Annotated in this window: 14 protein-coding genes, 6 tRNA genes and 3 rRNA genes; all 23 read left to right on the forward strand. The window is 54.2% G+C overall.

Going from position 1 to position 22,610, the window contains the following annotated elements; genetic code table 11:
• Nucleotides 1-185 precede the first annotated feature (185 nt).
• The 23 genes from AB7M26_RS08470 (at nt 186) to rpsG (ending at nt 22,605) form a co-directional block, all read left to right on the forward strand.
• Nucleotides 186-1,724: ribosomal RNA gene (locus AB7M26_RS08470) — 16S ribosomal RNA — on the forward strand.
• Between the two features lie 123 nt (nt 1,725-1,847).
• Nucleotides 1,848-1,924, forward strand: a tRNA-Ile gene (locus tag AB7M26_RS08475).
• Between the two features lie 10 nt (nt 1,925-1,934).
• Nucleotides 1,935-2,010: transfer RNA gene (locus AB7M26_RS08480), tRNA-Ala, on the forward strand.
• A gap of 229 nt (nt 2,011-2,239) precedes the next feature.
• Nucleotides 2,240-5,131 (forward strand): 23S ribosomal RNA (locus AB7M26_RS08485).
• Between the two features lie 160 nt (nt 5,132-5,291).
• A 5S ribosomal RNA gene (rrf, locus tag AB7M26_RS08490) occupies nt 5,292-5,407 on the forward strand.
• The 16S, 23S and 5S rRNA genes sit together here with 2 tRNA genes alongside, the layout of an rRNA operon.
• 136 nt (nt 5,408-5,543) lie before the next feature.
• Nucleotides 5,544-6,503, forward strand: a complete 960-nt coding sequence (gene birA, locus AB7M26_RS08495; RefSeq protein WP_123498436.1) for a bifunctional biotin--[acetyl-CoA-carboxylase] ligase/biotin operon repressor BirA — start codon at nt 5,544-5,546, stop codon at nt 6,501-6,503.
• Nucleotides 6,493-7,242 (forward strand): pantothenate kinase, encoded by a 750-nt coding sequence (locus AB7M26_RS08500; RefSeq protein ID WP_123498438.1) that lies wholly within the window; start codon nt 6,493-6,495, stop codon nt 7,240-7,242. The genes birA and AB7M26_RS08500 overlap by 11 nt, the downstream gene beginning before the upstream one ends.
• 7 nt (nt 7,243-7,249) lie before the next feature.
• Entirely contained in the window at nt 7,250-7,690 is a 441-nt protein-coding gene (locus tag AB7M26_RS08505) for a hypothetical protein (protein ID WP_123498440.1), read from the forward strand.
• A gap of 142 nt (nt 7,691-7,832) precedes the next feature.
• Nucleotides 7,833-7,917: transfer RNA gene (locus AB7M26_RS08510), tRNA-Tyr, on the forward strand.
• Between the two features lie 24 nt (nt 7,918-7,941).
• Nucleotides 7,942-8,015, forward strand: a tRNA-Gly gene (locus tag AB7M26_RS08515).
• A 26-nt stretch (nt 8,016-8,041) separates the two neighbouring features.
• Nucleotides 8,042-8,117: transfer RNA gene (locus tag AB7M26_RS08520), tRNA-Thr, on the forward strand.
• Nucleotides 8,118-8,201: 84 nt separating this feature from the next.
• A complete protein-coding gene (gene tuf, locus AB7M26_RS08525; RefSeq protein WP_019693885.1) occupies nt 8,202-9,395 on the forward strand; it encodes an elongation factor Tu in 1,194 nt (397 codons plus the stop codon).
• A gap of 53 nt (nt 9,396-9,448) precedes the next feature.
• A tRNA-Trp gene (locus AB7M26_RS08530) sits at nt 9,449-9,524 on the forward strand.
• Between the two features lie 45 nt (nt 9,525-9,569).
• Complete coding sequence (gene secE, locus AB7M26_RS08535) at nt 9,570-9,938, forward strand: preprotein translocase subunit SecE (protein ID WP_123498442.1); 369 nt, start codon at nt 9,570-9,572, stop codon at nt 9,936-9,938.
• Nucleotides 9,939-9,947: 9 nt separating this feature from the next.
• Nucleotides 9,948-10,481 (forward strand): transcription termination/antitermination protein NusG, encoded by a 534-nt coding sequence (gene nusG / locus AB7M26_RS08540; RefSeq protein WP_007896622.1) that lies wholly within the window; start codon nt 9,948-9,950, stop codon nt 10,479-10,481.
• Nucleotides 10,482-10,598: 117 nt separating this feature from the next.
• Entirely contained in the window at nt 10,599-11,030 is a 432-nt protein-coding gene (rplK, locus tag AB7M26_RS08545; RefSeq protein ID WP_008008888.1) for a 50S ribosomal protein L11, read from the forward strand.
• Nucleotides 11,030-11,725, forward strand: coding sequence for a 50S ribosomal protein L1 (gene rplA, locus AB7M26_RS08550; protein ID WP_007896626.1), 696 nt, complete (start codon nt 11,030-11,032; stop codon nt 11,723-11,725). Before rplK ends, rplA begins: the two co-directional genes overlap by 1 nt.
• A 198-nt stretch (nt 11,726-11,923) precedes the next feature.
• Nucleotides 11,924-12,424 carry a 50S ribosomal protein L10 gene (gene rplJ, locus AB7M26_RS08555; RefSeq protein ID WP_007896629.1) on the forward strand — a complete coding sequence of 167 codons (501 nt, stop codon included), beginning with the start codon at nt 11,924-11,926 and terminating at the stop codon, nt 12,422-12,424.
• Between the two features lie 80 nt (nt 12,425-12,504).
• Nucleotides 12,505-12,870, forward strand: a complete 366-nt coding sequence (gene rplL, locus AB7M26_RS08560; protein ID WP_008073881.1) for a 50S ribosomal protein L7/L12 — start codon at nt 12,505-12,507, stop codon at nt 12,868-12,870.
• A gap of 220 nt (nt 12,871-13,090) precedes the next feature.
• Nucleotides 13,091-17,164, forward strand: coding sequence for a DNA-directed RNA polymerase subunit beta (gene rpoB / locus AB7M26_RS08565; RefSeq protein ID WP_007896631.1), 4,074 nt, complete (start codon nt 13,091-13,093; stop codon nt 17,162-17,164).
• Nucleotides 17,165-17,228: 64 nt separating this feature from the next.
• Entirely contained in the window at nt 17,229-21,428 is a 4,200-nt protein-coding gene (gene rpoC / locus AB7M26_RS08570) for a DNA-directed RNA polymerase subunit beta' (RefSeq protein ID WP_007896632.1), read from the forward strand.
• Between the two features lie 216 nt (nt 21,429-21,644).
• Nucleotides 21,645-22,016: a 30S ribosomal protein S12 gene (gene rpsL / locus AB7M26_RS08575; protein ID WP_002555494.1), complete on the forward strand. Its 372-nt coding sequence runs from the start codon at nt 21,645-21,647 to the stop codon at nt 22,014-22,016.
• 118 nt (nt 22,017-22,134) lie between these two features.
• Complete coding sequence (gene rpsG, locus AB7M26_RS08580) at nt 22,135-22,605, forward strand: 30S ribosomal protein S7 (protein WP_002555493.1); 471 nt, start codon at nt 22,135-22,137, stop codon at nt 22,603-22,605.
• Nucleotides 22,606-22,610: the final 5 nt, after the last annotated feature.

A 22,610-nucleotide genomic window follows, 5' to 3' on the forward strand; every position in this document is an offset into this window, starting at 1 on the left:
TGAGACGAAAGATCTTAACCAACCGCTCTTTAACAACTGAATCAAGCAATTCGTGTGGGTGCTTGTGGAGTCAGACTGATAGTCAACAAGATTATCAGCATCACAAGTTACTCCGCGAGAAATCAAAGATGTAACCAACGATTGCTGAGCCAAGTTTAGGGTTTCTTAAAAACCCAAAGATGTTTGAACTGAAGAGTTTGATCATGGCTCAGATTGAACGCTGGCGGCAGGCCTAACACATGCAAGTCGAGCGGCAGCACGGGTACTTGTACCTGGTGGCGAGCGGCGGACGGGTGAGTAATGCCTAGGAATCTGCCTGGTAGTGGGGGATAACGCTCGGAAACGGACGCTAATACCGCATACGTCCTACGGGAGAAAGCAGGGGACCTTCGGGCCTTGCGCTATCAGATGAGCCTAGGTCGGATTAGCTAGTTGGTGAGGTAATGGCTCACCAAGGCGACGATCCGTAACTGGTCTGAGAGGATGATCAGTCACACTGGAACTGAGACACGGTCCAGACTCCTACGGGAGGCAGCAGTGGGGAATATTGGACAATGGGCGAAAGCCTGATCCAGCCATGCCGCGTGTGTGAAGAAGGTCTTCGGATTGTAAAGCACTTTAAGTTGGGAGGAAGGGCAGTTACCTAATACGTATCTGTTTTGACGTTACCGACAGAATAAGCACCGGCTAACTCTGTGCCAGCAGCCGCGGTAATACAGAGGGTGCAAGCGTTAATCGGAATTACTGGGCGTAAAGCGCGCGTAGGTGGTTCGTTAAGTTGGATGTGAAATCCCCGGGCTCAACCTGGGAACTGCATTCAAAACTGACGAGCTAGAGTATGGTAGAGGGTGGTGGAATTTCCTGTGTAGCGGTGAAATGCGTAGATATAGGAAGGAACACCAGTGGCGAAGGCGACCACCTGGACTGATACTGACACTGAGGTGCGAAAGCGTGGGGAGCAAACAGGATTAGATACCCTGGTAGTCCACGCCGTAAACGATGTCAACTAGCCGTTGGGAGCCTTGAGCTCTTAGTGGCGCAGCTAACGCATTAAGTTGACCGCCTGGGGAGTACGGCCGCAAGGTTAAAACTCAAATGAATTGACGGGGGCCCGCACAAGCGGTGGAGCATGTGGTTTAATTCGAAGCAACGCGAAGAACCTTACCAGGCCTTGACATCCAATGAACTTTCCAGAGATGGATTGGTGCCTTCGGGAACATTGAGACAGGTGCTGCATGGCTGTCGTCAGCTCGTGTCGTGAGATGTTGGGTTAAGTCCCGTAACGAGCGCAACCCTTGTCCTTAGTTACCAGCACGTGATGGTGGGCACTCTAAGGAGACTGCCGGTGACAAACCGGAGGAAGGTGGGGATGACGTCAAGTCATCATGGCCCTTACGGCCTGGGCTACACACGTGCTACAATGGTCGGTACAGAGGGTTGCCAAGCCGCGAGGTGGAGCTAATCCCAGAAAACCGATCGTAGTCCGGATCGCAGTCTGCAACTCGACTGCGTGAAGTCGGAATCGCTAGTAATCGCGAATCAGAATGTCGCGGTGAATACGTTCCCGGGCCTTGTACACACCGCCCGTCACACCATGGGAGTGGGTTGCACCAGAAGTAGCTAGTCTAACCTTCGGGAGGACGGTTACCACGGTGTGATTCATGACTGGGGTGAAGTCGTAACAAGGTAGCCGTAGGGGAACCTGCGGCTGGATCACCTCCTTAATCGACGACATCAGCTGCTCCATAAGTTCCCACACGAATTGCTTGATTCATTGAAGAAGACGATAGAAGCAGCTTTAAGCTCCAAGCTGATAGCTCAACGCTAACAGTTACAAGCTCGAAATTGGGTCTGTAGCTCAGTTGGTTAGAGCGCACCCCTGATAAGGGTGAGGTCGGCAGTTCGAATCTGCCCAGACCCACCAATTTTGTTATGGGGCCATAGCTCAGCTGGGAGAGCGCCTGCCTTGCACGCAGGAGGTCAGCGGTTCGATCCCGCTTGGCTCCACCATAAACTGCTTCGACACGTTTGAGAGTTTAGAAATGAATATTCCGCTGTGAATATTGATTTCTAGTCTTTTGATTAGATCGTTCTTTAAAAATTTGGGTATGTGATAGAAAGATAGACTGATGGCCACTTTCACTGGTGGTGATCAGGCTAAGGTAAAATTTGTGAGTTTAATCGCGAATTTTCGGCGAATGTCGTCTTCACAGTATAACCAGATTGCTTGGGGTTATATGGTCAAGTGAAGAAGCGCATACGGTGGATGCCTTGGCAGTCAGAGGCGATGAAAGACGTGGTAGCCTGCGAAAAGCTTCGGGGAGTCGGCAAACAGACTTTGATCCGGAGATGTCTGAATGGGGGAACCCACCTAACATAAGTTAGGTATCTTAAGCTGAATACATAGGCTTAAGAAGCGAACCAGGGGAACTGAAACATCTAAGTACCCTGAGGAAAAGAAATCAACCGAGATTCCCTTAGTAGTGGCGAGCGAACGGGGACTAGCCCTTAAGTGGCTTTGAGATTAGCGGAACGCTCTGGAAAGTGCGGCCATAGTGGGTGATAGCCCTGTACGCGAAAATCTCTTGGTCATGAAATCGAGTAGGACGGAGCACGAGAAACTTTGTCTGAATATGGGGGGACCATCCTCCAAGGCTAAATACTACTGACTGACCGATAGTGAACTAGTACCGTGAGGGAAAGGCGAAAAGAACCCCGGAGAGGGGAGTGAAATAGATCCTGAAACCGTATGCGTACAAGCAGTGGGAGCCCACTTTGTTGGGTGACTGCGTACCTTTTGTATAATGGGTCAGCGACTTATTTTCAGTGGCGAGCTTAACCGAATAGGGGAGGCGTAGCGAAAGCGAGTCTTAATAGGGCGTCTAGTCGCTGGGAATAGACCCGAAACCGGGCGATCTATCCATGGGCAGGTTGAAGGTTGGGTAACACTAACTGGAGGACCGAACCGACTACCGTTGAAAAGTTAGCGGATGACCTGTGGATCGGAGTGAAAGGCTAATCAAGCTCGGAGATAGCTGGTTCTCCTCGAAAGCTATTTAGGTAGCGCCTCATGTATCACTGTAGGGGGTAGAGCACTGTTTCGGCTAGGGGGTCATCCCGACTTACCAAACCGATGCAAACTCCGAATACCTACAAGTGCCGAGCATGGGAGACACACGGCGGGTGCTAACGTCCGTCGTGAAAAGGGAAACAACCCAGACCGTCAGCTAAGGTCCCAAAGTTATGGTTAAGTGGGAAACGATGTGGGAAGGCTTAGACAGCTAGGAGGTTGGCTTAGAAGCAGCCACCCTTTAAAGAAAGCGTAATAGCTCACTAGTCGAGTCGGCCTGCGCGGAAGATGTAACGGGGCTCAAACCATACACCGAAGCTACGGGTATCACTTAGGTGATGCGGTAGAGGAGCGTTCTGTAAGCCTGTGAAGGTGAGTTGAGAAGCTTGCTGGAGGTATCAGAAGTGCGAATGCTGACATGAGTAACGACAATGGGTGTGAAAAACACCCACGCCGAAAGACCAAGGTTTCCTGCGCAACGTTAATCGACGCAGGGTTAGTCGGTCCCTAAGGCGAGGCTGAAAAGCGTAGTCGATGGAAAACAGGTTAATATTCCTGTACTTCTGGTTATTGCGATGGAGGGACGGAGAAGGCTAGGCCAGCTTGGCGTTGGTTGTCCAAGTTTAAGGTGGTAGGCTGGAATCTTAGGTAAATCCGGGATTCTAAGGCCGAGAGCTGATGACGAGTGTTCTTTTAGAACACGAAGTGGTTGATGCCATGCTTCCAAGAAAAGCTTCTAAGCTTCAGGTAACCAGGAACCGTACCCCAAACCGACACAGGTGGTTGGGTAGAGAATACCAAGGCGCTTGAGAGAACTCGGGTGAAGGAACTAGGCAAAATGGCACCGTAACTTCGGGAGAAGGTGCGCCGGTGAGGGTGAAGCATTTACTGCGTAAGCCCACGCCGGTCGAAGATACCAGGCCGCTGCGACTGTTTATTAAAAACACAGCACTCTGCAAACACGAAAGTGGACGTATAGGGTGTGACGCCTGCCCGGTGCCGGAAGGTTAATTGATGGGGTTAGCTAACGCGAAGCTCTTGATCGAAGCCCCGGTAAACGGCGGCCGTAACTATAACGGTCCTAAGGTAGCGAAATTCCTTGTCGGGTAAGTTCCGACCTGCACGAATGGCGTAACGATGGCGGCGCTGTCTCCACCCGAGACTCAGTGAAATTGAAATCGCTGTGAAGATGCAGTGTATCCGCGGCTAGACGGAAAGACCCCGTGAACCTTTACTATAGCTTTGCACTGGACTTTGAATTTGCTTGTGTAGGATAGGTGGGAGGCTTTGAAGCGTGGACGCCAGTTCGCGTGGAGCCAACCTTGAAATACCACCCTGGCAACTTTGAGGTTCTAACTCAGGTCCGTTATCCGGATCGAGGACAGTGTATGGTGGGTAGTTTGACTGGGGCGGTCTCCTCCTAAAGAGTAACGGAGGAGTACGAAGGTGCGCTCAGACCGGTCGGAAATCGGTCGTAGAGTATAAAGGCAAAAGCGCGCTTGACTGCGAGACAGACACGTCGAGCAGGTACGAAAGTAGGTCTTAGTGATCCGGTGGTTCTGTATGGAAGGGCCATCGCTCAACGGATAAAAGGTACTCCGGGGATAACAGGCTGATACCGCCCAAGAGTTCATATCGACGGCGGTGTTTGGCACCTCGATGTCGGCTCATCACATCCTGGGGCTGAAGCCGGTCCCAAGGGTATGGCTGTTCGCCATTTAAAGTGGTACGCGAGCTGGGTTTAGAACGTCGTGAGACAGTTCGGTCCCTATCTGCCGTGGACGTTTGAGATTTGAGAGGGGCTGCTCCTAGTACGAGAGGACCGGAGTGGACGAACCTCTGGTGTTCCGGTTGTCACGCCAGTGGCATTGCCGGGTAGCTATGTTCGGAATAGATAACCGCTGAAAGCATCTAAGCGGGAAACTAGCCTCAAGATGAGATCTCACTGGGACCTTGAGTCCCCTGAAGGGCCGTCGAAGACTACGACGTTGATAGGTTGGGTGTGTAAGCGCTGTGAGGCGTTGAGCTAACCAATACTAATTGCCCGTGAGGCTTGACCATATAACACCCAAGCAATTTGCTGACCTGAAAAGGCACCAGATTGCGGTGTGTGAAGACGAAACGAACCGAAAGTTTGTGACACTCACAAAACACCAAGCTATCACATACCCATTCGCTGGAGCGTGAACCCGTAAGGGCCAACGACCTGGCTACCGAATTTCTTGACGACCATAGAGCATTGGAACCACCTGATCCCATCCCGAACTCAGCAGTGAAACGATGCATCGCCGATGGTAGTGTGGGGTTTCCCCATGTGAGAGTAGGTCATCGTCAAGATTAAATTCCGAAACCCCTATCTGCGTATGCAGGTAGGGGTTTTGTTTTGTCCGCAGGAAAATCTCGCTTGTAGGGTTTCTATGCAACAGCCCGGGGCATGGATATCATGCGGGCCTCATTGTGAGGCGAGACTTGCATGCTGACGTTGTTAAAGCTTCTTAAGGATGGTCGATTCCATTCGGGCCAAGCCCTGGGTGCTGCCTTGGGCGTCAGTCGTAGCGCTGTATGGAAGCAGCTTCAGCACCTGGAAGCTGAACTCGGTTTATCCATTCACAAAGTGCGCGGTCGCGGCTATCAACTAGCTGCGCCATTGACACTGCTTGATCCTGCGGAAATAAGCGCGCAGGCGCCTTCTTGTGAGTGGCCCATTCTAGTCTTCGACTCAATTGACTCCACCAACGCTGAAGCCTTGCGCGCTATCGAGCGTGGCCAGCCTGCGCCATTTCTGGTGCTCGCTGAGCGGCAAACGGCCGGTCGTGGACGGCGTGGGCGCAAATGGGTCAGCCCGTTCGCGGAAAACATCTATTACAGTCTGGTGCTGCGTATTGATGGTGGGATGCGGCAGCTGGAGGGCTTGAGTCTTGTTGTCGGGCTTGCCGTAATGCAGGCCTTGCGAGAGCTTGGTGTCTCGGGTGTGGGGTTGAAGTGGCCGAATGATGTTCTGGTGGGTCAGCAAAAGATTGCTGGAATACTGCTCGAGTTGGTGGGGGATCCTGCTGATGTGTGTCACGTGGTGATCGGTGTCGGAATAAATGTGAATATGCAGATGACCGATGAGGTTGATCAGCAATGGACGTCCATGCGTCTCAAGTCGGGTAAGGCCGTTGATCGCAATCATCTGGTTGCGGAGTTAGGGTTGATGCTCCAGGCCTATTTAAATCGCCACCAGGCCGGCGGGTTTTCGGCTATCCAGGCGGAGTGGGAGCAAAATCATCTATGGCAGGGGCGGGCGGTATCGTTGATTGCCGGTGTGAGTCAGATAGATGGGGAGGTGCTGGGTATCGATAGTCAGGGTGCCTTGCGCTTGAAGGTGAATGGTGTGGAGAAGGTCTTTAGTGGTGGCGAGCTCAGCCTGAGGTTGCGCGATGATTCTTGAGCTCGATTGTGGAAACAGTTTCATCAAATGGCGTGTGCTCGGCGAGGATGTCCGGCGGGTGATTGGCGAGGGGGTCGTTGATACAGATCTCGCATTGCTGGAGAGCTTGAGAGGGCTCAAGGGGCTCGCTCTCATGCATTGTCGTTTGGTTAGTGTCAGAACCGCCGAAGAAACCAGTGCACTGATTTCTCTGTTGACCGAGGCTTTTGGCGTTTCCGTCGTGTGCGCGGCACCGGCTCGGGAGATGTCCGGGGTTCGAAATGGCTATGAGGAGTTCGAGCGGCTAGGGCTTGATCGCTGGCTTGCAGTGCTCGGAGGATTTCATCTGGCTTCGGGTGCTTGTCTAGTGCTCGACTTTGGTACGGCTGTTACGGCTGACTTTATTGCAGGGGGTGGTGAGCATCTCGGAGGATTCATCTGTCCGGGGATGCCTTTGATGCGCAACCAGCTGCGTACCCATACCCGTAGAATTCGCTATGGAGATCTTGCTGCCGAGCGCGCTTTGGAGAGTCTTGTTCCTGGGCGTACAACCGTCGAGGCGGTCGAGCGAGGTTGTTTGCTAATGTTGAGAGGGTTTGTCCTGACTCAGCTAGAGTTGGCGCGCAGCTATTGGGGAGAAGATTTCGCAGTCTTCCTGACTGGAGGGGATGCTGATCTGGTCTCCGAGATTGTGCCCGAGGCCAGGGTGGTTCCAGACCTGGTATTTGTAGGTTTGGCGATGGCGTGTCCCTTGTCCTGAGGTATTTATGCGTTGGTTGTTCCTGCTGTTGCTTGTTCTCAATGTGTTCTATTACGTCTGGCACCAACAGGAGGCTCCGCTTCGCGCGAAGGATGTAACGCCCTTGAGTTTGTATCGCGGCTCGCAGCAGGATATTCGTTTGTTGAGCGAGGCGACGGATACGGCTCGAGACAAAGGAAAATCCACGCAGGCGGATAGCAGTTGTCTCTATCTGGGAGGTTCTACTCGACAGGACGTCGCCCAGCTAATCGAGCGTCGATTGAGTGACATGGGTATCAGGTTTCAGTCCTTGCCGAAGGATCTCCCCGAATATGCTGGTTACTGGGTGCGCATAGCCCCGGAAAGCCGGCGTTTGCTGGATGACTCGCAGTTGCAAAACCTTTCTAAAGAATTCAATGAGTTAAAACATAAAATAATGCCGTGCGAGGGGGTTGCACCCGTCGAATAGTTTGCATAGAATGGCGCCCGCTTCGCAGTGAAGACCTTTAGCGGTCAGCAGTGTGAAGCGAGGTCAACGCAGCTAACCTCAGGTTTTTAATGAGAAAATGCTTGACAGAAGGCTGGCATGATATAGAATGCCGGCTCGCTTAGGAGGGGTTCCCGAGCGGCCAAAGGGATCAGACTGTAAATCTGACGTCTACGACTTCGAAGGTTCGAATCCTTCCCCCTCCACCATTTTTAGCGAGAGCTGCAAGCTCTGCGGGTATAGTTTAGTGGTAGAACCTCAGCCTTCCAAGCTGATGATGCGGGTTCGATTCCCGCTACCCGCTCCAAGTTTGCAGGTCCTGCAAAGTGTTACGCTCTTGTAGCTCAGTTGGTAGAGCACACCCTTGGTAAGGGTGAGGTCAGCGGTTCAAATCCGCTCAAGAGCTCCATATAACAAGGCAGATATGAAAATATCTGCCTTTGTTTTAATGGCTGATAGTACTTGCTTAATTCTTCTGCTAGGGGTGATTTCGATGGCTAAGGAAAAGTTCGAACGTAACAAGCCGCACGTCAACGTTGGCACCATTGGTCACGTAGACCATGGCAAGACGACCTTGACCGCCGCTCTGACCCGCGTCTGCTCCGAAGTGTTCGGTTCGGCAAAGGTTGACTTCGACAAGATCGATAGCGCCCCAGAAGAAAAAGCTCGTGGTATCACCATTAACACTGCTCACGTTGAGTACGATTCGGCTGTGCGTCACTACGCACACGTTGACTGCCCGGGTCACGCCGACTACGTGAAGAACATGATTACCGGTGCTGCGCAGATGGATGGTGCGATTCTGGTTTGCTCGGCCGCTGATGGTCCGATGCCGCAGACCCGTGAGCACATCCTGTTGTCCCGTCAGGTTGGCGTTCCGTACATCGTTGTCTTCCTGAACAAGGCTGACATGGTTGACGATGCTGAGTTGCTGGAACTGGTTGAGATGGAAGTGCGCGATCTGTTGAGCGCTTACGACTTCCCAGGTGACGACACCCCGATCATCATTGGTTCGGCGCTGATGGCGCTGAATGGTCAAGACGACAACGAGATGGGCACTACTGCCGTCAAGAAGTTGGTCGAGACTCTGGATAGCTATATTCCGCAGCCTGAGCGTGCTATCGATAAGCCGTTCCTGATGCCGATCGAGGATGTGTTCTCGATCTCCGGTCGCGGTACTGTTGTGACTGGTCGTGTTGAGCGTGGCATTGTCCGCATTCAGGAAGAAGTTGAGATTGTTGGTCTTCGTGACACTGTCAAAACTACTTGCACTGGTGTTGAAATGTTCCGCAAGCTGCTCGACGAAGGTCGTGCAGGTGAGAACTGCGGCGTTTTGCTGCGTGGTACCAAGCGTGACGATGTTGAGCGTGGTCAGGTTCTGGTCAAGCCCGGCACTGTCAAGCCGCATACCAAGTTCACTGCTGAGGTTTACGTTCTGAGCAAGGAAGAAGGCGGTCGTCACACTCCGTTCTTCAAAGGCTACCGTCCACAGTTCTACTTCCGTACAACTGACGTGACTGGTAATTGTGAGCTGCCAGAAGGTGTTGAAATGGTGATGCCGGGTGATAACGTTCAAATGACCGTTACCCTGATCAAAACCATCGCGATGGAAGATGGTTTGCGTTTCGCTATCCGTGAGGGCGGTCGTACCGTCGGCGCTGGTGTCGTAGCAAAAGTCATCGAGTAAGTTGTTGTAATGTCTTTTTCGGGCCGGCATAATGGTCGGCCTGATTTTGTTTTAGGTCAGTAGCTCAATTGGCAGAGCGACGGTCTCCAAAACCGTAGGTTGGGGGTTCGATTCCCTCCTGACCTGCCAGATTCACTTGGTGTGTCTGGCTTTCTTTTCACAGGATCTTCATAGATGACTCCTAAAGCTGAAGCTCAAGGCTCTCGCTTCGATCTGCTCAAGTGGCTAGTAGTAGTCGCTTTGGTGGTTGTTGGCGTTGTTGGCAATCAGTATTACTCTGCTTCGCCGATCCTGTACCGCGTACTTGCTTTGCTTGTCATTGCTGTTGTAGCTGCCTTTGTAGGCCTGCAGACAGTCAGGGGCAAGTCTTTCTTTGTACTGGTTAAGGAAGCTCGCACCGAGATTCGTAAAGTCGTATGGCCAACTCGCCAAGAAACCACGCAGACCACGCTGATTGTTGTGGCTGTTGTCCTGGTTATGGCGTTGCTGTTGTGGGGGCTTGATTCCCTGCTCGGCTGGCTTGTTTCCTTGATTGTCGGCTAAGGGTGTCCCGTGGCTAAGCGTTGGTACGTTGTGCATGCTTACTCCGGTTACGAGAAGCATGTCATGCGCTCGTTGGTAGAGCGCGTAAAGCTGGCTGGCATGGAAGATGGCTTTGGCGAAATTCTGGTTCCCACTGAAGAAGTGGTTGAAATGCGTAATGGCCAGAAACGCAAAAGCGAGCGCAAGTTCTTCCCGGGTTATGTGCTGGTCCAGATGGACATGAACGAGGGTACTTGGCACTTGGTCAAGGATACTCCTCGGGTGATGGGTTTCATCGGCGGTACTGCTGATAAGCCTGCGCCGATCACTGATAAAGAGGCAGAAGCGATTCTGCGTCGCGTTGCTGATGGTAGCGACAAGCCGAAGCCGAAGACGTTGTTCGAGCCGGGTGAGTCGGTGCGTGTCAATGACGGGCCGTTTGCTGATTTTACTGGCACGGTTGAAGAAGTTAACTACGAGAAGAGCCGGATCCAAGTGGCAGTGCTCATTTTCGGTCGCTCTACTCCGGTAGAGCTAGAGTTCAGCCAGGTCGAAAAGGTCTAGCTGAGCAAGCATCCCAACCCCGCAGCCCTAGGCTGTGGGGTTTTGTCGTCACTGGGATAAACGCGCAAGTAACCGGGGAGCCTTACGAGGCGTTCGAACCCGTAATTGGAGTGCCTCATGGCCAAGAAGATTACCGCTTACATCAAGCTGCAAGTGAAGGCCGCTCAGGCTAACCCAAGTCCACCTGTTGGTCCTGCTCTGGGTCAGCACGGCGTGAACATCATGGAATTCTGCAAGGCTTTCAACGCCCGTACTCAGGGTATTGAGCCAGGTCTGCCGACTCCAGTGATCATCACTGTCTACAGCGACCGTAGCTTCACTTTTGAAACCAAATCCACACCTGCTTCGGTTCTGCTGAAGAAGGCTGCCGGTCTGACTAGCGGTTCCGCTCGTCCGAACACCGTTAAGGTTGGCACCGTGACCCGTGCTCAGCTGGAAGAAATCGCGAAAACCAAAAACGCGGATCTGACTGCAGCTGATATGGAAGCAGCCGTGCGTACTATCGCCGGTTCTGCTCGTAGCATGGGCCTTAACGTGGAGGGTGTGTAATGGCTAAGTTGACCAAGCGTCAAAAGGCTATCGCCGGCAAAATCGAAGCAGGCAAGTCCTACAACTTTGTAGACGCTGCTGCTTTGCTGGCTGAGCTGTCGACTGTCAAGTTCAGCGAGTCGTTCGACGTTGCTGTGAACCTGGGTGTTGACCCGCGTAAATCCGACCAGGTCGTTCGTAGCGCTACCGTGCTGCCACACGGCACTGGCAAGACTGTTCGCGTTGCTGTGTTCACCCAGGGTCCAGCTGCCGAGGCTGCTCTGGCTGCCGGCGCTGACCGTGTAGGTATGGACGACCTGGCTGCCGAAATGAAAGGCGGCGACCTGAACTATGACGTAGTTATCGCATCCCCGGATGCCATGCGCGTTGTTGGTCAGTTGGGTCAGATCCTGGGCCCACGCGGCCTGATGCCTAACCCTAAAGTCGGCACTGTAACTCCAGACGTAGCTACCGCGGTTAAAAACGCCAAGGCTGGTCAGGTTCGTTATCGCACCGACAAAAACGGCATCATCCACACCTCCGTTGGCAAAGTCGGCTTCGATGCCGTCAAGCTGAAGGAAAACGTTGAAGCCCTGATCGCTGATCTGAAGCGTATCAAGCCAGCTTCCTCGAAAGGTATTTACGTCAAGCGCGTTACCCTGAGCACCACCATGGGTCCAGGTCTGGTCATCGACCAAGGCTCGCTCGACGCGTAAGACACAGGTTGGCGCAAGCGATTGCGCCAATTGAAAGATTGGGGTCCCTGCCTGGCGGGGGCTATCCAAGACCGTAGGCGACGCAAGTCTTAAACCTCAAGCCTACGCAGATGGTGCTCCCGGTTCCTTACCGAATCAGACACCAAAACGACATCCGGCTTCGGTTGGATGAAACGGTAACAAGCAGGAGTTAAACCCGTGGCAATTAAACTCGAAGACAAGAAGGCCATCGTCGCTGAAGTCAACGAGGCTGCCAATGTTGCCCTGTCTGCTGTTGTGGCTGATGCCCGCGGCGTGACAGTTGGCGCTATGACCGGACTCCGTAAAGAGGCTCGTGAAGCTGGCGTTTACGTACGTGTTGTACGTAACACCCTGCTCAAGCGCGCCGTTGCTGGCACTCAATATGACGTGCTCAACGACGTGTTCACCGGCCCGACCTTGATTGCATTTTCGAAAGAACATCCGGGCGCTGCTGCTCGTATTTTCAAAGAATTCGCAAAAGGTCAGGATAAGTTCGAGATCAAGGCAGCTGCGTTCGAGGGCAAGTTCCTCGCAGCTAATCAGATCGACGTACTGGCAAGTCTGCCGACCCGTGACGAAGCAATTTCTCAGCTGATGAGCGTGATTCAAGGCGCAACCAGCAAATTGGCTCGTACTCTGGCGGCCCTTCGCGACCAGAAAGAAGCTGCCGCAGCCTAAGGCTGAGCGACTCCTTTCAGCGTTTATTGTTTATTTCGATGGCCGCGTAGGCTGTCACCCCAATACAGGAATTTATAGTCATGTCTCTGACTAACGACCAAATCATCGAAGCAATCGGCGAAAAATCCGTTCTGGAAATCGTTGAGCTGATCAAGGCCATGGAAGAGAAGTTCGGCGTTTCCGCTGCCGCTGCTTCCGCTGGTCCAGCTGCTGTTGCTGCCGTTGTTGAAGAACAAACTGAATTCAACGTCATGCTGACCGAAGCTGGCGAGAAGAAAGTTAACGTGATCAAGGCAGTACGTGAACTGACCGGTCTGGGCCTGAAAGAAGCCAAGGCTGTAGTTGACGGCGCTCCTGCCATGGTTCTGGAAGCTGTTTCGAAAGACGCAGCTGACAAAGCCAAAGCAACTCTGGAAGAAGCAGGCGCTAAAGTCGAGCTGAAGTAAGCATCGACTTTGCACCTCCAGCCCGAGCGTTAAGCGAAAGGCTGATGGCTGGTGGCTCTTGCCACCGGCCTTTTTCCGTTATTGGCAGCCGACTGGGTCGGTGCTGATAACGAGCTGTAACCACCCGATGCGGTGGCGCAAACCATGGGGTTTGCACGATTTTCTGGCTGCTCCCGTCGGGAGGGGCCAAACAAGCAGGTGACCAAGCTGGGGAACGCTGATGGCTTACTCATATACTGAGAAAAAACGTATCCGCAAGGACTTTAGCAAGTTGCCGGACGTCATGGATGTGCCGTACCTCCTGGCCATCCAGCTGGATTCGTATCGTGAATTCTTGCAAGCGGGAGCGACTAAAGATCAGTTCCGCGACGTGGGCCTGCATGCGGCCTTCAAATCCGTTTTCCCGATCATCAGCTACTCCGGCAATGCTGCGCTGGAGTACGTCGGTTATCGCCTGGGCGAACCGGCATTTGATGTCAAAGAATGCGTATTGCGCGGTGTAACTTACGCCGTACCTTTGCGGGTAAAAGTGCGCCTGATCATTTTCGACAAAGAATCGTCGAACAAAGCGATCAAGGACATCAAAGAGCAAGAAGTCTACATGGGTGAAATCCCCCTGATGACTGAAAACGGTACCTTCGTAATCAACGGTACCGAGCGTGTAATCGTTTCCCAGCTGCACCGTTCCCCGGGCGTGTTCTTCGACCACGACCGTGGCAAGACGCACAGCTCCGGCAAACTGCTGTACTCCGCGCGCATCATTCCTTACCGCGGTTCGTGGCTGGACTTCGAGTTCGACCCGAAAGACTGCGTGTTCGTGCGTATCGACCGTCGTCGCAAGCTGCCTGCATCGGTACTGCTGCGCGCGCTGGGCTATACCACTGAAGAAGTGCTGGACGCGTTCTACACCACCAACGTCTTCCACGTGCAAGGTGAAAACCTCAGCCTGGAACTGGTGCCTCAGCGCCTGCGTGGTGAAATTGCTGTCCTGGATATCCTGGATGACAAAGGCAAGGTTATTGTCGAGCAAGGTCGTCGTATCACTGCTCGCCACATCAACCAGCTGGAAAAAGCAGGGATCAAAGAGCTGCAGGTGCCTCTGGACTACGTACTGGGTCGCACTACCGCCAAGGTCATCGTGCATCCGGCAACCGGCGAAATCCTGGCAGAGTGCAACACCGAGCTGAACACCGAAATCCTGGCGAAAATCGCCAAGGCTCAGGTTGTTCGCATCGAAACTCTGTACACCAACGATATCGACTGCGGTCCGTTCGTCTCCGACACTCTGAAGATCGACTCCACCAGCAACCAATTGGAAGCGCTGGTCGAGATCTATCGCATGATGCGTCCTGGCGAGCCGCCAACCAAAGACGCTGCCGAGACCCTGTTCAACAACCTGTTCTTCAGCCCTGAGCGCTATGACCTGTCTGCGGTCGGCCGGATGAAGTTCAACCGTCGTATCGGTCGTACCGAGATCGAAGGTTCGGGCGTGTTGTGCAAGGAAGACATCGTCGCGGTACTGAAGACTCTGGTCGACATCCGTAACGGTAAAGGCATCGTCGATGACATCGACCACCTGGGTAACCGTCGTGTTCGCTGCGTAGGCGAAATGGCCGAGAACCAGTTCCGCGTTGGCCTGGTACGTGTTGAGCGTGCGGTCAAAGAGCGTCTGTCGATGGCTGAAAGCGAAGGCCTGATGCCGCAAGACCTGATCAACGCCAAGCCAGTGGCTGCGGCGGTGAAAGAGTTCTTCGGTTCCAGCCAGCTTTCCCAGTTCATGGACCAGAACAACCCGCTGTCCGAGATCACCCACAAGCGTCGTGTTTCTGCACTCGGCCCTGGCGGTTTGACTCGTGAGCGTGCTGGCTTTGAAGTGCGTGACGTACACCCGACTCACTACGGTCGTGTATGCCCGATTGAAACGCCGGAAGGTCCGAACATCGGTCTGATCAACTCCTTGGCTGCCTATGCGCGCACCAACCAGTACGGCTTCCTCGAGAGCCCGTACCGTGTGGTGAAAGACGCTCTGGTCACCGACGAGATCGTGTTCCTGTCCGCCATCGAAGAAGCTGATCACGTGATCGCTCAGGCTTCGGCCACGATGAACGACAAGAAAGTACTGATCGACGAGCTGGTAGCTGTTCGTCACTTGAACGAGTTCACCGTCAAGGCGCCGGAAGACGTCACCTTGATGGACGTATCGCCGAAGCAGGTAGTTTCGGTTGCAGCGTCGCTGATCCCGTTCCTCGAGCACGACGACGCCAACCGTGCGTTGATGGGTTCGAACATGCAGCGTCAAGCTGTACCAACCCTGCGCGCTGACAAGCCGCTGGTCGGTACCGGCATGGAGCGTAACGTAGCCCGTGACTCCGGCGTTTGCGTCGTGGCTCGTCGTGGCGGCGTGATCGATTCCGTCGACGCCAGCCGTATTGTGGTTCGTGTTGCTGATGATGAAGTTGAAACCGGCGAAGCTGGTGTCGACATCTACAACCTGACCAAGTACACCCGCTCCAACCAGAACACCTGCATCAACCAGCGTCCGCTGGTGAGTAAGGGTGATCGGGTTCAGCGCAGCGACATCATGGCCGACGGTCCGTCCACCGATATGGGTGAACTGGCTCTGGGTCAGAACATGCGTATCGCGTTCATGGCATGGAACGGCTTCAACTTCGAAGACTCCATCTGCCTGTCCGAGCGTGTTGTTCAGGAAGACCGTTTCACCACGATCCACATTCAGGAACTGACCTGTGTGGCGCGTGACACCAAGCTTGGGCCAGAGGAAATCACTGCAGACATCCCGAACGTGGGTGAAGCTGCACTGAACAAACTGGACGAAGCCGGTATCGTTTACGTAGGTGCTGAAGTTGGCGCAGGCGACATCCTGGTTGGTAAGGTCACTCCGAAAGGCGAGACCCAGCTGACTCCGGAAGAAAAACTGCTGCGTGCCATCTTCGGTGAAAAAGCCAGCGACGTTAAAGACACTTCCCTGCGTGTGCCTACCGGCACCAAAGGTACTGTCATCGACGTACAGGTCTTCACCCGTGACGGCGTTGAGCGTGATGCTCGTGCGCTGTCGATCGAGAAGACTCAACTCGACGAGATCCGTAAGGATCTGAACGAAGAGTTCCGTATTGTTGAAGGCGCCACTTTCGAACGTCTGCGTTCCGCTCTGGTCGGCCACAAAGCCGAAGGCGGCGCCGGTCTGAAGAAAGGTCAGGAAATCACCGACGAAGTTCTCGACGGTCTTGAGCATGGTCAGTGGTTCAAACTGCGCATGGCTGAAGATGCTCTGAACGAGCAGCTCGAGAAGGCTCAGGCCTACATCGTTGATCGCCGCCGTCTGCTGGACGACAAGTTCGAAGACAAGAAGCGCAAACTGCAGCAGGGCGATGACCTGGCTCCAGGCGTGCTGAAAATCGTCAAGGTTTACCTGGCAATCCGTCGTCGCATCCAGCCGGGCGACAAGATGGCCGGTCGTCACGGTAACAAGGGTGTGGTCTCCGTGATCATGCCGGTTGAAGACATGCCGCACGATGCCAATGGCACCCCGGTCGACGTCGTCCTCAACCCGTTGGGCGTGCCTTCGCGTATGAACGTTGGTCAGATCCTTGAAACCCACCTGGGCCTTGCGGCCAAAGGTCTGGGCGAGAAGATCAACCGGATGGTAGAAGAGCAGCGTAAAGTTGCTGAGCTTCGCACCTTCCTGGACGAGATCTACAACCAGATCGGCGGTCGTAACGAAGATCTGGATAGCTTCTCCGACCAGGAAATCCTGGATCTGGCGAAGAACCTGCGTGGCGGCGTACCAATGGCCACTCCAGTGTTCGACGGCGCCAAGGAAAGCGAAATCAAGGCCATGCTGAAACTGGCAGACCTGCCAGAAAGCGGCCAGATGCAGCTGACCGACGGCCGTACCGGCAACAAGTTCGAGCGCCCGGTTACTGTTGGCTACATGTACATGCTGAAGCTGAACCACTTGGTAGACGACAAGATGCACGCTCGTTCTACCGGTTCGTACAGCCTGGTTACCCAGCAGCCGCTGGGTGGTAAGGCACAGTTCGGTGGTCAGCGTTTCGGGGAGATGGAGGTCTGGGCACTGGAAGCATACGGTGCTGCTTACACTCTGCAAGAAATGCTCACAGTGAAGTCGGACGATGTGAACGGTCGGACCAAGATGTACAAAAACATCGTGGACGGCGATCACCGTATGGAGCCGGGCATGCCCGAGTCCTTCAACGTGTTGATCAAAGAAATTCGTTCCCTCGGCATCGATATCGATCTGGAAACCGAATAACACGTGACGCGAATCGAGAGCGGGGCAGGATTGCCCGCTCTCTGCTCCGCCAGGAGGAAAGGCCTTGAAAGACCTACTGAATTTGCTGAAAAACCAGGGTCAAGTCGAAGAGTTCGACGCCATCCGTATTGGATTGGCATCGCCTGAGATGATCCGTTCGTGGTCGTTCGGTGAAGTTAAAAAGCCGGAAACCATCAACTACCGTACGTTCAAACCTGAGCGTGACGGCCTGTTCTGCGCCAAGATCTTTGGCCCGGTAAAGGATTACGAGTGCCTGTGCGGTAAGTACAAGCGCTTGAAGCACCGTGGTGTGATCTGCGAGAAGTGCGGCGTTGAAGTCGCGCTGGCAAAAGTTCGTCGTGAGCGCATGGCGCACATCGAACTGGCCTCGCCAGTTGCCCACATCTGGTTCCTGAAATCGCTGCCGTCCCGTATCGGCTTGCTGATGGACATGACCCTGCGTGATATCGAACGTGTTCTCTACTTCGAGAGCTATGTCGTTATCGATCCGGGCATGACCACCCTTGAAAAGGGTCAGCTGCTCAACGACGAGCAGTACTTCGAAGCGCTGGAAGAGTTCGGCGACGATTTCGATGCCCGCATGGGTGCCGAAGCTGTCCGTGAACTGCTGCACGCTATCGACCTGGAGCACGAGATTGGTCGCCTGCGTGAAGAAATTCCGCAAACCAACTCCGAAACCAAGATCAAGAAGCTGTCCAAGCGTCTGAAGTTGATGGAAGCCTTCCAGGGTTCCGGCAACCTGCCAGAGTGGATGGTGCTGACCGTTCTGCCGGTTCTGCCGCCAGATCTGCGTCCACTGGTCCCGCTGGATGGCGGTCGCTTCGCGACTTCCGACCTCAACGATCTGTATCGTCGAGTGATCAACCGTAACAACCGCTTGAAGCGTCTGCTCGATCTGTCCGCTCCGGACATCATCGTGCGCAACGAAAAGCGTATGTTGCAGGAAGCCGTCGATGCACTGCTCGACAACGGTCGTCGTGGCCGCGCTATCACTGGTTCCAACAAGCGTCCTCTGAAATCCCTGGCTGACATGATCAAGGGTAAGCAGGGTCGTTTCCGTCAGAACTTGCTCGGTAAGCGTGTTGACTACTCCGGTCGTTCGGTAATTACCGTAGGTCCGACCCTTCGTCTGCACCAGTGCGGTCTGCCGAAGAAGATGGCTCTCGAGCTGTTCAAGCCGTTCATTTTCGGCAAGCTGGAAATGCGTGGTCTTGCTACCACCATCAAAGCTGCCAAGAAGATGGTCGAGCGTGAGCTGCCAGAGGTTTGGGACGTTCTCGCTGAAGTGATTCGCGAACACCCGGTTCTCCTCAACCGTGCACCGACCCTTCACCGTCTGGGTATCCAGGCGTTTGAACCGGTACTGATCGAAGGTAAGGCTATCCAGCTGCACCCTCTGGTCTGTGCTGCGTACAACGCCGACTTCGACGGCGACCAAATGGCCGTGCACGTACCGCTGACGCTGGAAGCCCAGTTGGAAGCGCGTGCGTTGATGATGTCGACCAACAACATTCTGTCGCCAGCCAACGGTGAGCCAATCATCGTTCCGTCGCAGGACGTTGTATTGGGTCTGTACTACATGACTCGTGAAGCGATCAACGCCAAGGGCGAAGGTCGTGTGTTCGCGGATCTGCAAGAAGTTGACCGTGTGTTCCGTGCCGGCGAAGCCGCACTGCACGCTAAAGTCAAAGTGCGGATCAACGAAACCGTCAACGATCGTGATGGTGGCAGCGTAAAGAACACCCGTATCGTCGACACCACTGTCGGTCGTGCGCTGTTGTTCCAGGTTGTTCCACCAGGCCTGTCGTACGACGTCGTCAACCAGCCGATGAAGAAAAAGGCGATCTCCAAGCTGATCAACCAGTGCTACCGCGTGGTTGGTTTGAAAGAGACCGTTATCTTCGCTGACCAGTTGATGTACACCGGTTTTGCTTATTCGACCATTTCCGGCGTTTCCATCGGTGTTAACGACTTCGTTATCCCGGATGAAAAAGCCCGCATCATCGGTGCAGCTACCGACGAAGTGAAAGAGATCGAAAGTCAGTACGCCTCCGGCCTGGTAACCCAGGGCGAGAAGTACAACAAAGTGATCGACCTTTGGTCCAAGGCGAACGACGAAGTTTCCAAGGCGATGATGGCCAACCTCTCGAAAGAGAAAGTCATCGACCGTCATGGCGTCGAAGTCGATCAAGAGTCTTTCAACTCGATGTACATGATGGCCGACTCGGGCGCACGGGGTTCTGCTGCGCAGATCCGTCAGCTCGCCGGTATGCGTGGCCTGATGGCCAAGCCGGACGGTTCCATCATCGAAACGCCGATTACTGCGAACTTCCGTGAAGGTTTGAGCGTACTTCAGTACTTCATCTCCACTCACGGTGCTCGTAAAGGTTTGGCGGATACCGCGTTGAAAACTGCGAACTCCGGTTACCTGACTCGTCGTCTGGTAGACGTGGCGCAAGATCTGGTTGTGACCGAGATCGATTGCGGCACCGAACATGGCCTGGTAATGACTCCGCACATTGAAGGCGGTGACGTTGTTGAGCCGCTGGGTGAGCGCGTATTGGGTCGTGTTATTGCCCGTGACGTTTTCAAGCCAGGTACCGAAGAAATCATCGTTCCTGCCGGCACGCTGGTAGACGAGAAGTGGGTCGAGTTCATCGAGCTGAACAGCATCGACGAAGTGATCGTGCGTTCGCCGATCAGCTGCGAAACCCGCTATGGCATTTGCGCCAAGTGCTACGGTCGTGACTTGGCTCGTGGTCACCAGGTGAACATCGGTGAAGCGGTCGGCGTTATCGCTGCCCAGTCCATCGGTGAGCCGGGTACCCAGCTGACCATGCGTACGTTCCACATCGGTGGTGCGGCAAGCCGGACCTCCGCAGCCGACAGCGTTCAGGTGAAGAATGGCGGTACCGTCCGTCTGCATAACCTGAAGCACGTTGAGCGAGTGGATGGTTGCCTGGTTGCTGTGTCCCGTTCCGGTGAGTTGGCGATCGCTGATGACTTCGGTCGTGAGCGCGAGCGTTACAAGCTGCCGTACGGTGCTGTGATTTCGGTTAAAGAAGGTGACAAGGTCGACGCTGGCGCAATCGTGGCCAAGTGGGATCCGCACACTCACCCAATCGTTACCGAAATGAAAGGTACCGTGACCTACGTGGGCATGGAAGAAGGCATCACGATCAAGCGTCAGACTGACGAATTGACGGGTATGACCAACATTGAAGTACTCGACGCCAAAGACCGTCCAGCTGCCGGTAAAGATATCCGTCCTGCTGTGAAGATGGTTGATGACAACGGCAAGGATCTCTTGCTGCCGGGTACCGACGTAATTGCTCAGTACTTTCTGCCTGCTAACGCCCTGGTCGGCGTAGCGGACGGCGCGAAAATCGCGATCGGTGATGTTATCGCTCGTATTCCGCAAGAGACTTCGAAAACCCGTGACATCACCGGTGGTCTGCCGCGTGTTGCCGACTTGTTCGAAGCCCGTCGTCCGAAAGAAGCCTCGATTCTGGCTGAAGTCAGCGGCACCATCGCGTTCGGTAAAGAAACCAAAGGCAAGCGCCGTCTGGTTATCACCCCGAACGACGGTAGCGATCCGTACGAAGAGCTGATTCCGAAGTGGCGTCACCTGAACGTCTTCGAAGGCGAACAGGTAAACCGCGGCGAAGTTATCTCCGACGGCCCGAGCGACCCACACGACATCCTGCGTCTGCTGGGTGTGAGTGCGCTGGCCAAGTACATCGTGAACGAGATCCAGGACGTTTATCGTCTGCAAGGCGTGAAGATCAACGATAAGCACATCGAGACCATCCTGCGTCAGATGCTGCGTAAAGTTGAAATCGCTGAATCCGGCGATTCCAGTTTCATCAAGGGCGACCAGATGGAATTGACTCACGTTCTGGTAGAGAACGAGCGTCTGGCTGGCGACGAGAAGTTCGTTTCCAAGTTCACTCGCGTATTGCTGGGTATCACCAAGGCGTCGTTGTCCACCGAATCGTTCATCTCGGCGGCTTCCTTCCAGGAAACCACTCGCGTACTGACCGAAGCGGCGGTAACCGGCAAGCGCGATTACCTGCGCGGCCTGAAAGAAAACGTAGTCGTGGGTCGTTTGATCCCGGCGGGTACCGGTCTGGCTTACCACAGCGAGCGCAAGCGCCGCCGTGATGCTGACAAACCGTTGCGCGTAAGCGCCAGTGAAGTGGAAGCTGCACTGACCGAAGCGCTGAACTCAAGCGGTAACTGAGTTCTGCGATAAATGAGCGTGAGGCCCTGGCCGTTCCGTTCATCGAATCGAGACAATTTGTCGAGGTTGGATGAGCGGGGAGGTCGGGGCCTTGCCTTGACTGGGGGCAAGATCCTCTTTAGACTCTTGTACCCCTAAATTTGGCGGGAATTCGTTCCTGCCATTTTGCTTTTCTTGCAAGACAATAGCGTCGCAAGACAACAGTGGAGCTAGTAGATGGCAACTATCAACCAGCTGGTACGTCAGCCGCGTAAGCGTATCGTCGAGAAATCCGACGTGCCTGCGCTGCAGAACTGCCCGCAACGTCGTGGCGTATGCACCCGTGTGTATACCACCACGCCGAAAAAACCTAACTCGGCACTGCGTAAAGTATGCCGTGTGCGTCTGACCAACGGTTTCGAGGTTTCCTCGTACATCGGTGGTGAAGGCCACAACCTGCAAGAGCACAGCGTGGTACTGATCCGCGGCGGTCGTGTAAAAGACTTGCCAGGTGTTCGTTACCACACCGTACGCGGTTCTTTGGATACTTCCGGCGTTAAAGGTCGTAACCAGGGTCGTTCGAAGTACGGTACCAAGAAGCCTAAGTAGTAGTGGCTTTTTGTAAAAACTGATTTTCTATTTTTCTGAGTCGATAAGAGTAAGGTCGGAGGCGTCCCGAAAGGGCACCGATTCCGAGCGAACCTGAAGACCGTTTGAGGGCTTATCCATGCCAAGAAGACGCGTAGCAGCCAAGCGCGAAGTGCTTGACGATCCAAAATACGGCAGCCAAATCCTGGCCAAGTTCATGAACCACGTTATGGAAAGCGGCAAGAAAGCCGTTGCCGAGCGTATCGTTTATGGCGCGCTGGAAAAGGTTAAAGAACGCAAGAACAGCGATCCCCTGGAAATCTTCGAGAAAGCTCTCGACGCCATCGCTCCGCTGGTCGAAGTAAAGTCGCGCCGTGTAGGCGGTGCTACTTACCAGGTTCCGGTCGAAGTTCGTCCGTCCCGTCGTAACGCTCTGGCAATGCGCTGGTTGGTAGACTTCGCCCGTAAGCGCGGCGAGAAGTCTATGGCTCTGCGTTTGGCTGGCGAACTGTTGGACGCTGCCGAAGGCAAAGGTGCTGCAGTTAAGAAGCGTGAAGACGTGCACCGTATGGCTGAAGCCAACAAGGCTTTCTCGCACTACCGCTTCTAATTTTA

This window comes from Pseudomonas sp. F-14 TE3482, from assembly GCF_053629455.1.

Excerpts from the sequence above, each read along its gene's own strand:
- secE (WP_123498442.1), top strand. The coding sequence starts at position 9,570 with ATGACTCCTAAAGCTGAAGCTCAAGGCTCTCGCTTCGATCTGCTCAAG.
- rplK (WP_008008888.1), top strand. The coding sequence starts at position 10,599 with ATGGCCAAGAAGATTACCGCTTACATCAAGCTGCAAGTGAAGGCCGCT.
- rplL (WP_008073881.1), top strand. The coding sequence starts at position 12,505 with ATGTCTCTGACTAACGACCAAATCATCGAAGCAATCGGCGAAAAATCC.
- rpsL (WP_002555494.1), top strand. The coding sequence starts at position 21,645 with ATGGCAACTATCAACCAGCTGGTACGTCAGCCGCGTAAGCGTATCGTC.
- rpoB (WP_007896631.1), top strand. The coding sequence starts at position 13,091 with ATGGCTTACTCATATACTGAGAAAAAACGTATCCGCAAGGACTTTAGC.
- AB7M26_RS08500 (WP_123498438.1), top strand. The coding sequence starts at position 6,493 with ATGATTCTTGAGCTCGATTGTGGAAACAGTTTCATCAAATGGCGTGTG.
- tuf (WP_019693885.1), top strand. The coding sequence starts at position 8,202 with ATGGCTAAGGAAAAGTTCGAACGTAACAAGCCGCACGTCAACGTTGGC.
- rpsG (WP_002555493.1), top strand. The coding sequence starts at position 22,135 with ATGCCAAGAAGACGCGTAGCAGCCAAGCGCGAAGTGCTTGACGATCCA.
- birA (WP_123498436.1), top strand. The coding sequence starts at position 5,544 with ATGCTGACGTTGTTAAAGCTTCTTAAGGATGGTCGATTCCATTCGGGC.
- rplA (WP_007896626.1), top strand. The coding sequence starts at position 11,030 with ATGGCTAAGTTGACCAAGCGTCAAAAGGCTATCGCCGGCAAAATCGAA.
- AB7M26_RS08505 (WP_123498440.1), top strand. The coding sequence starts at position 7,250 with ATGCGTTGGTTGTTCCTGCTGTTGCTTGTTCTCAATGTGTTCTATTAC.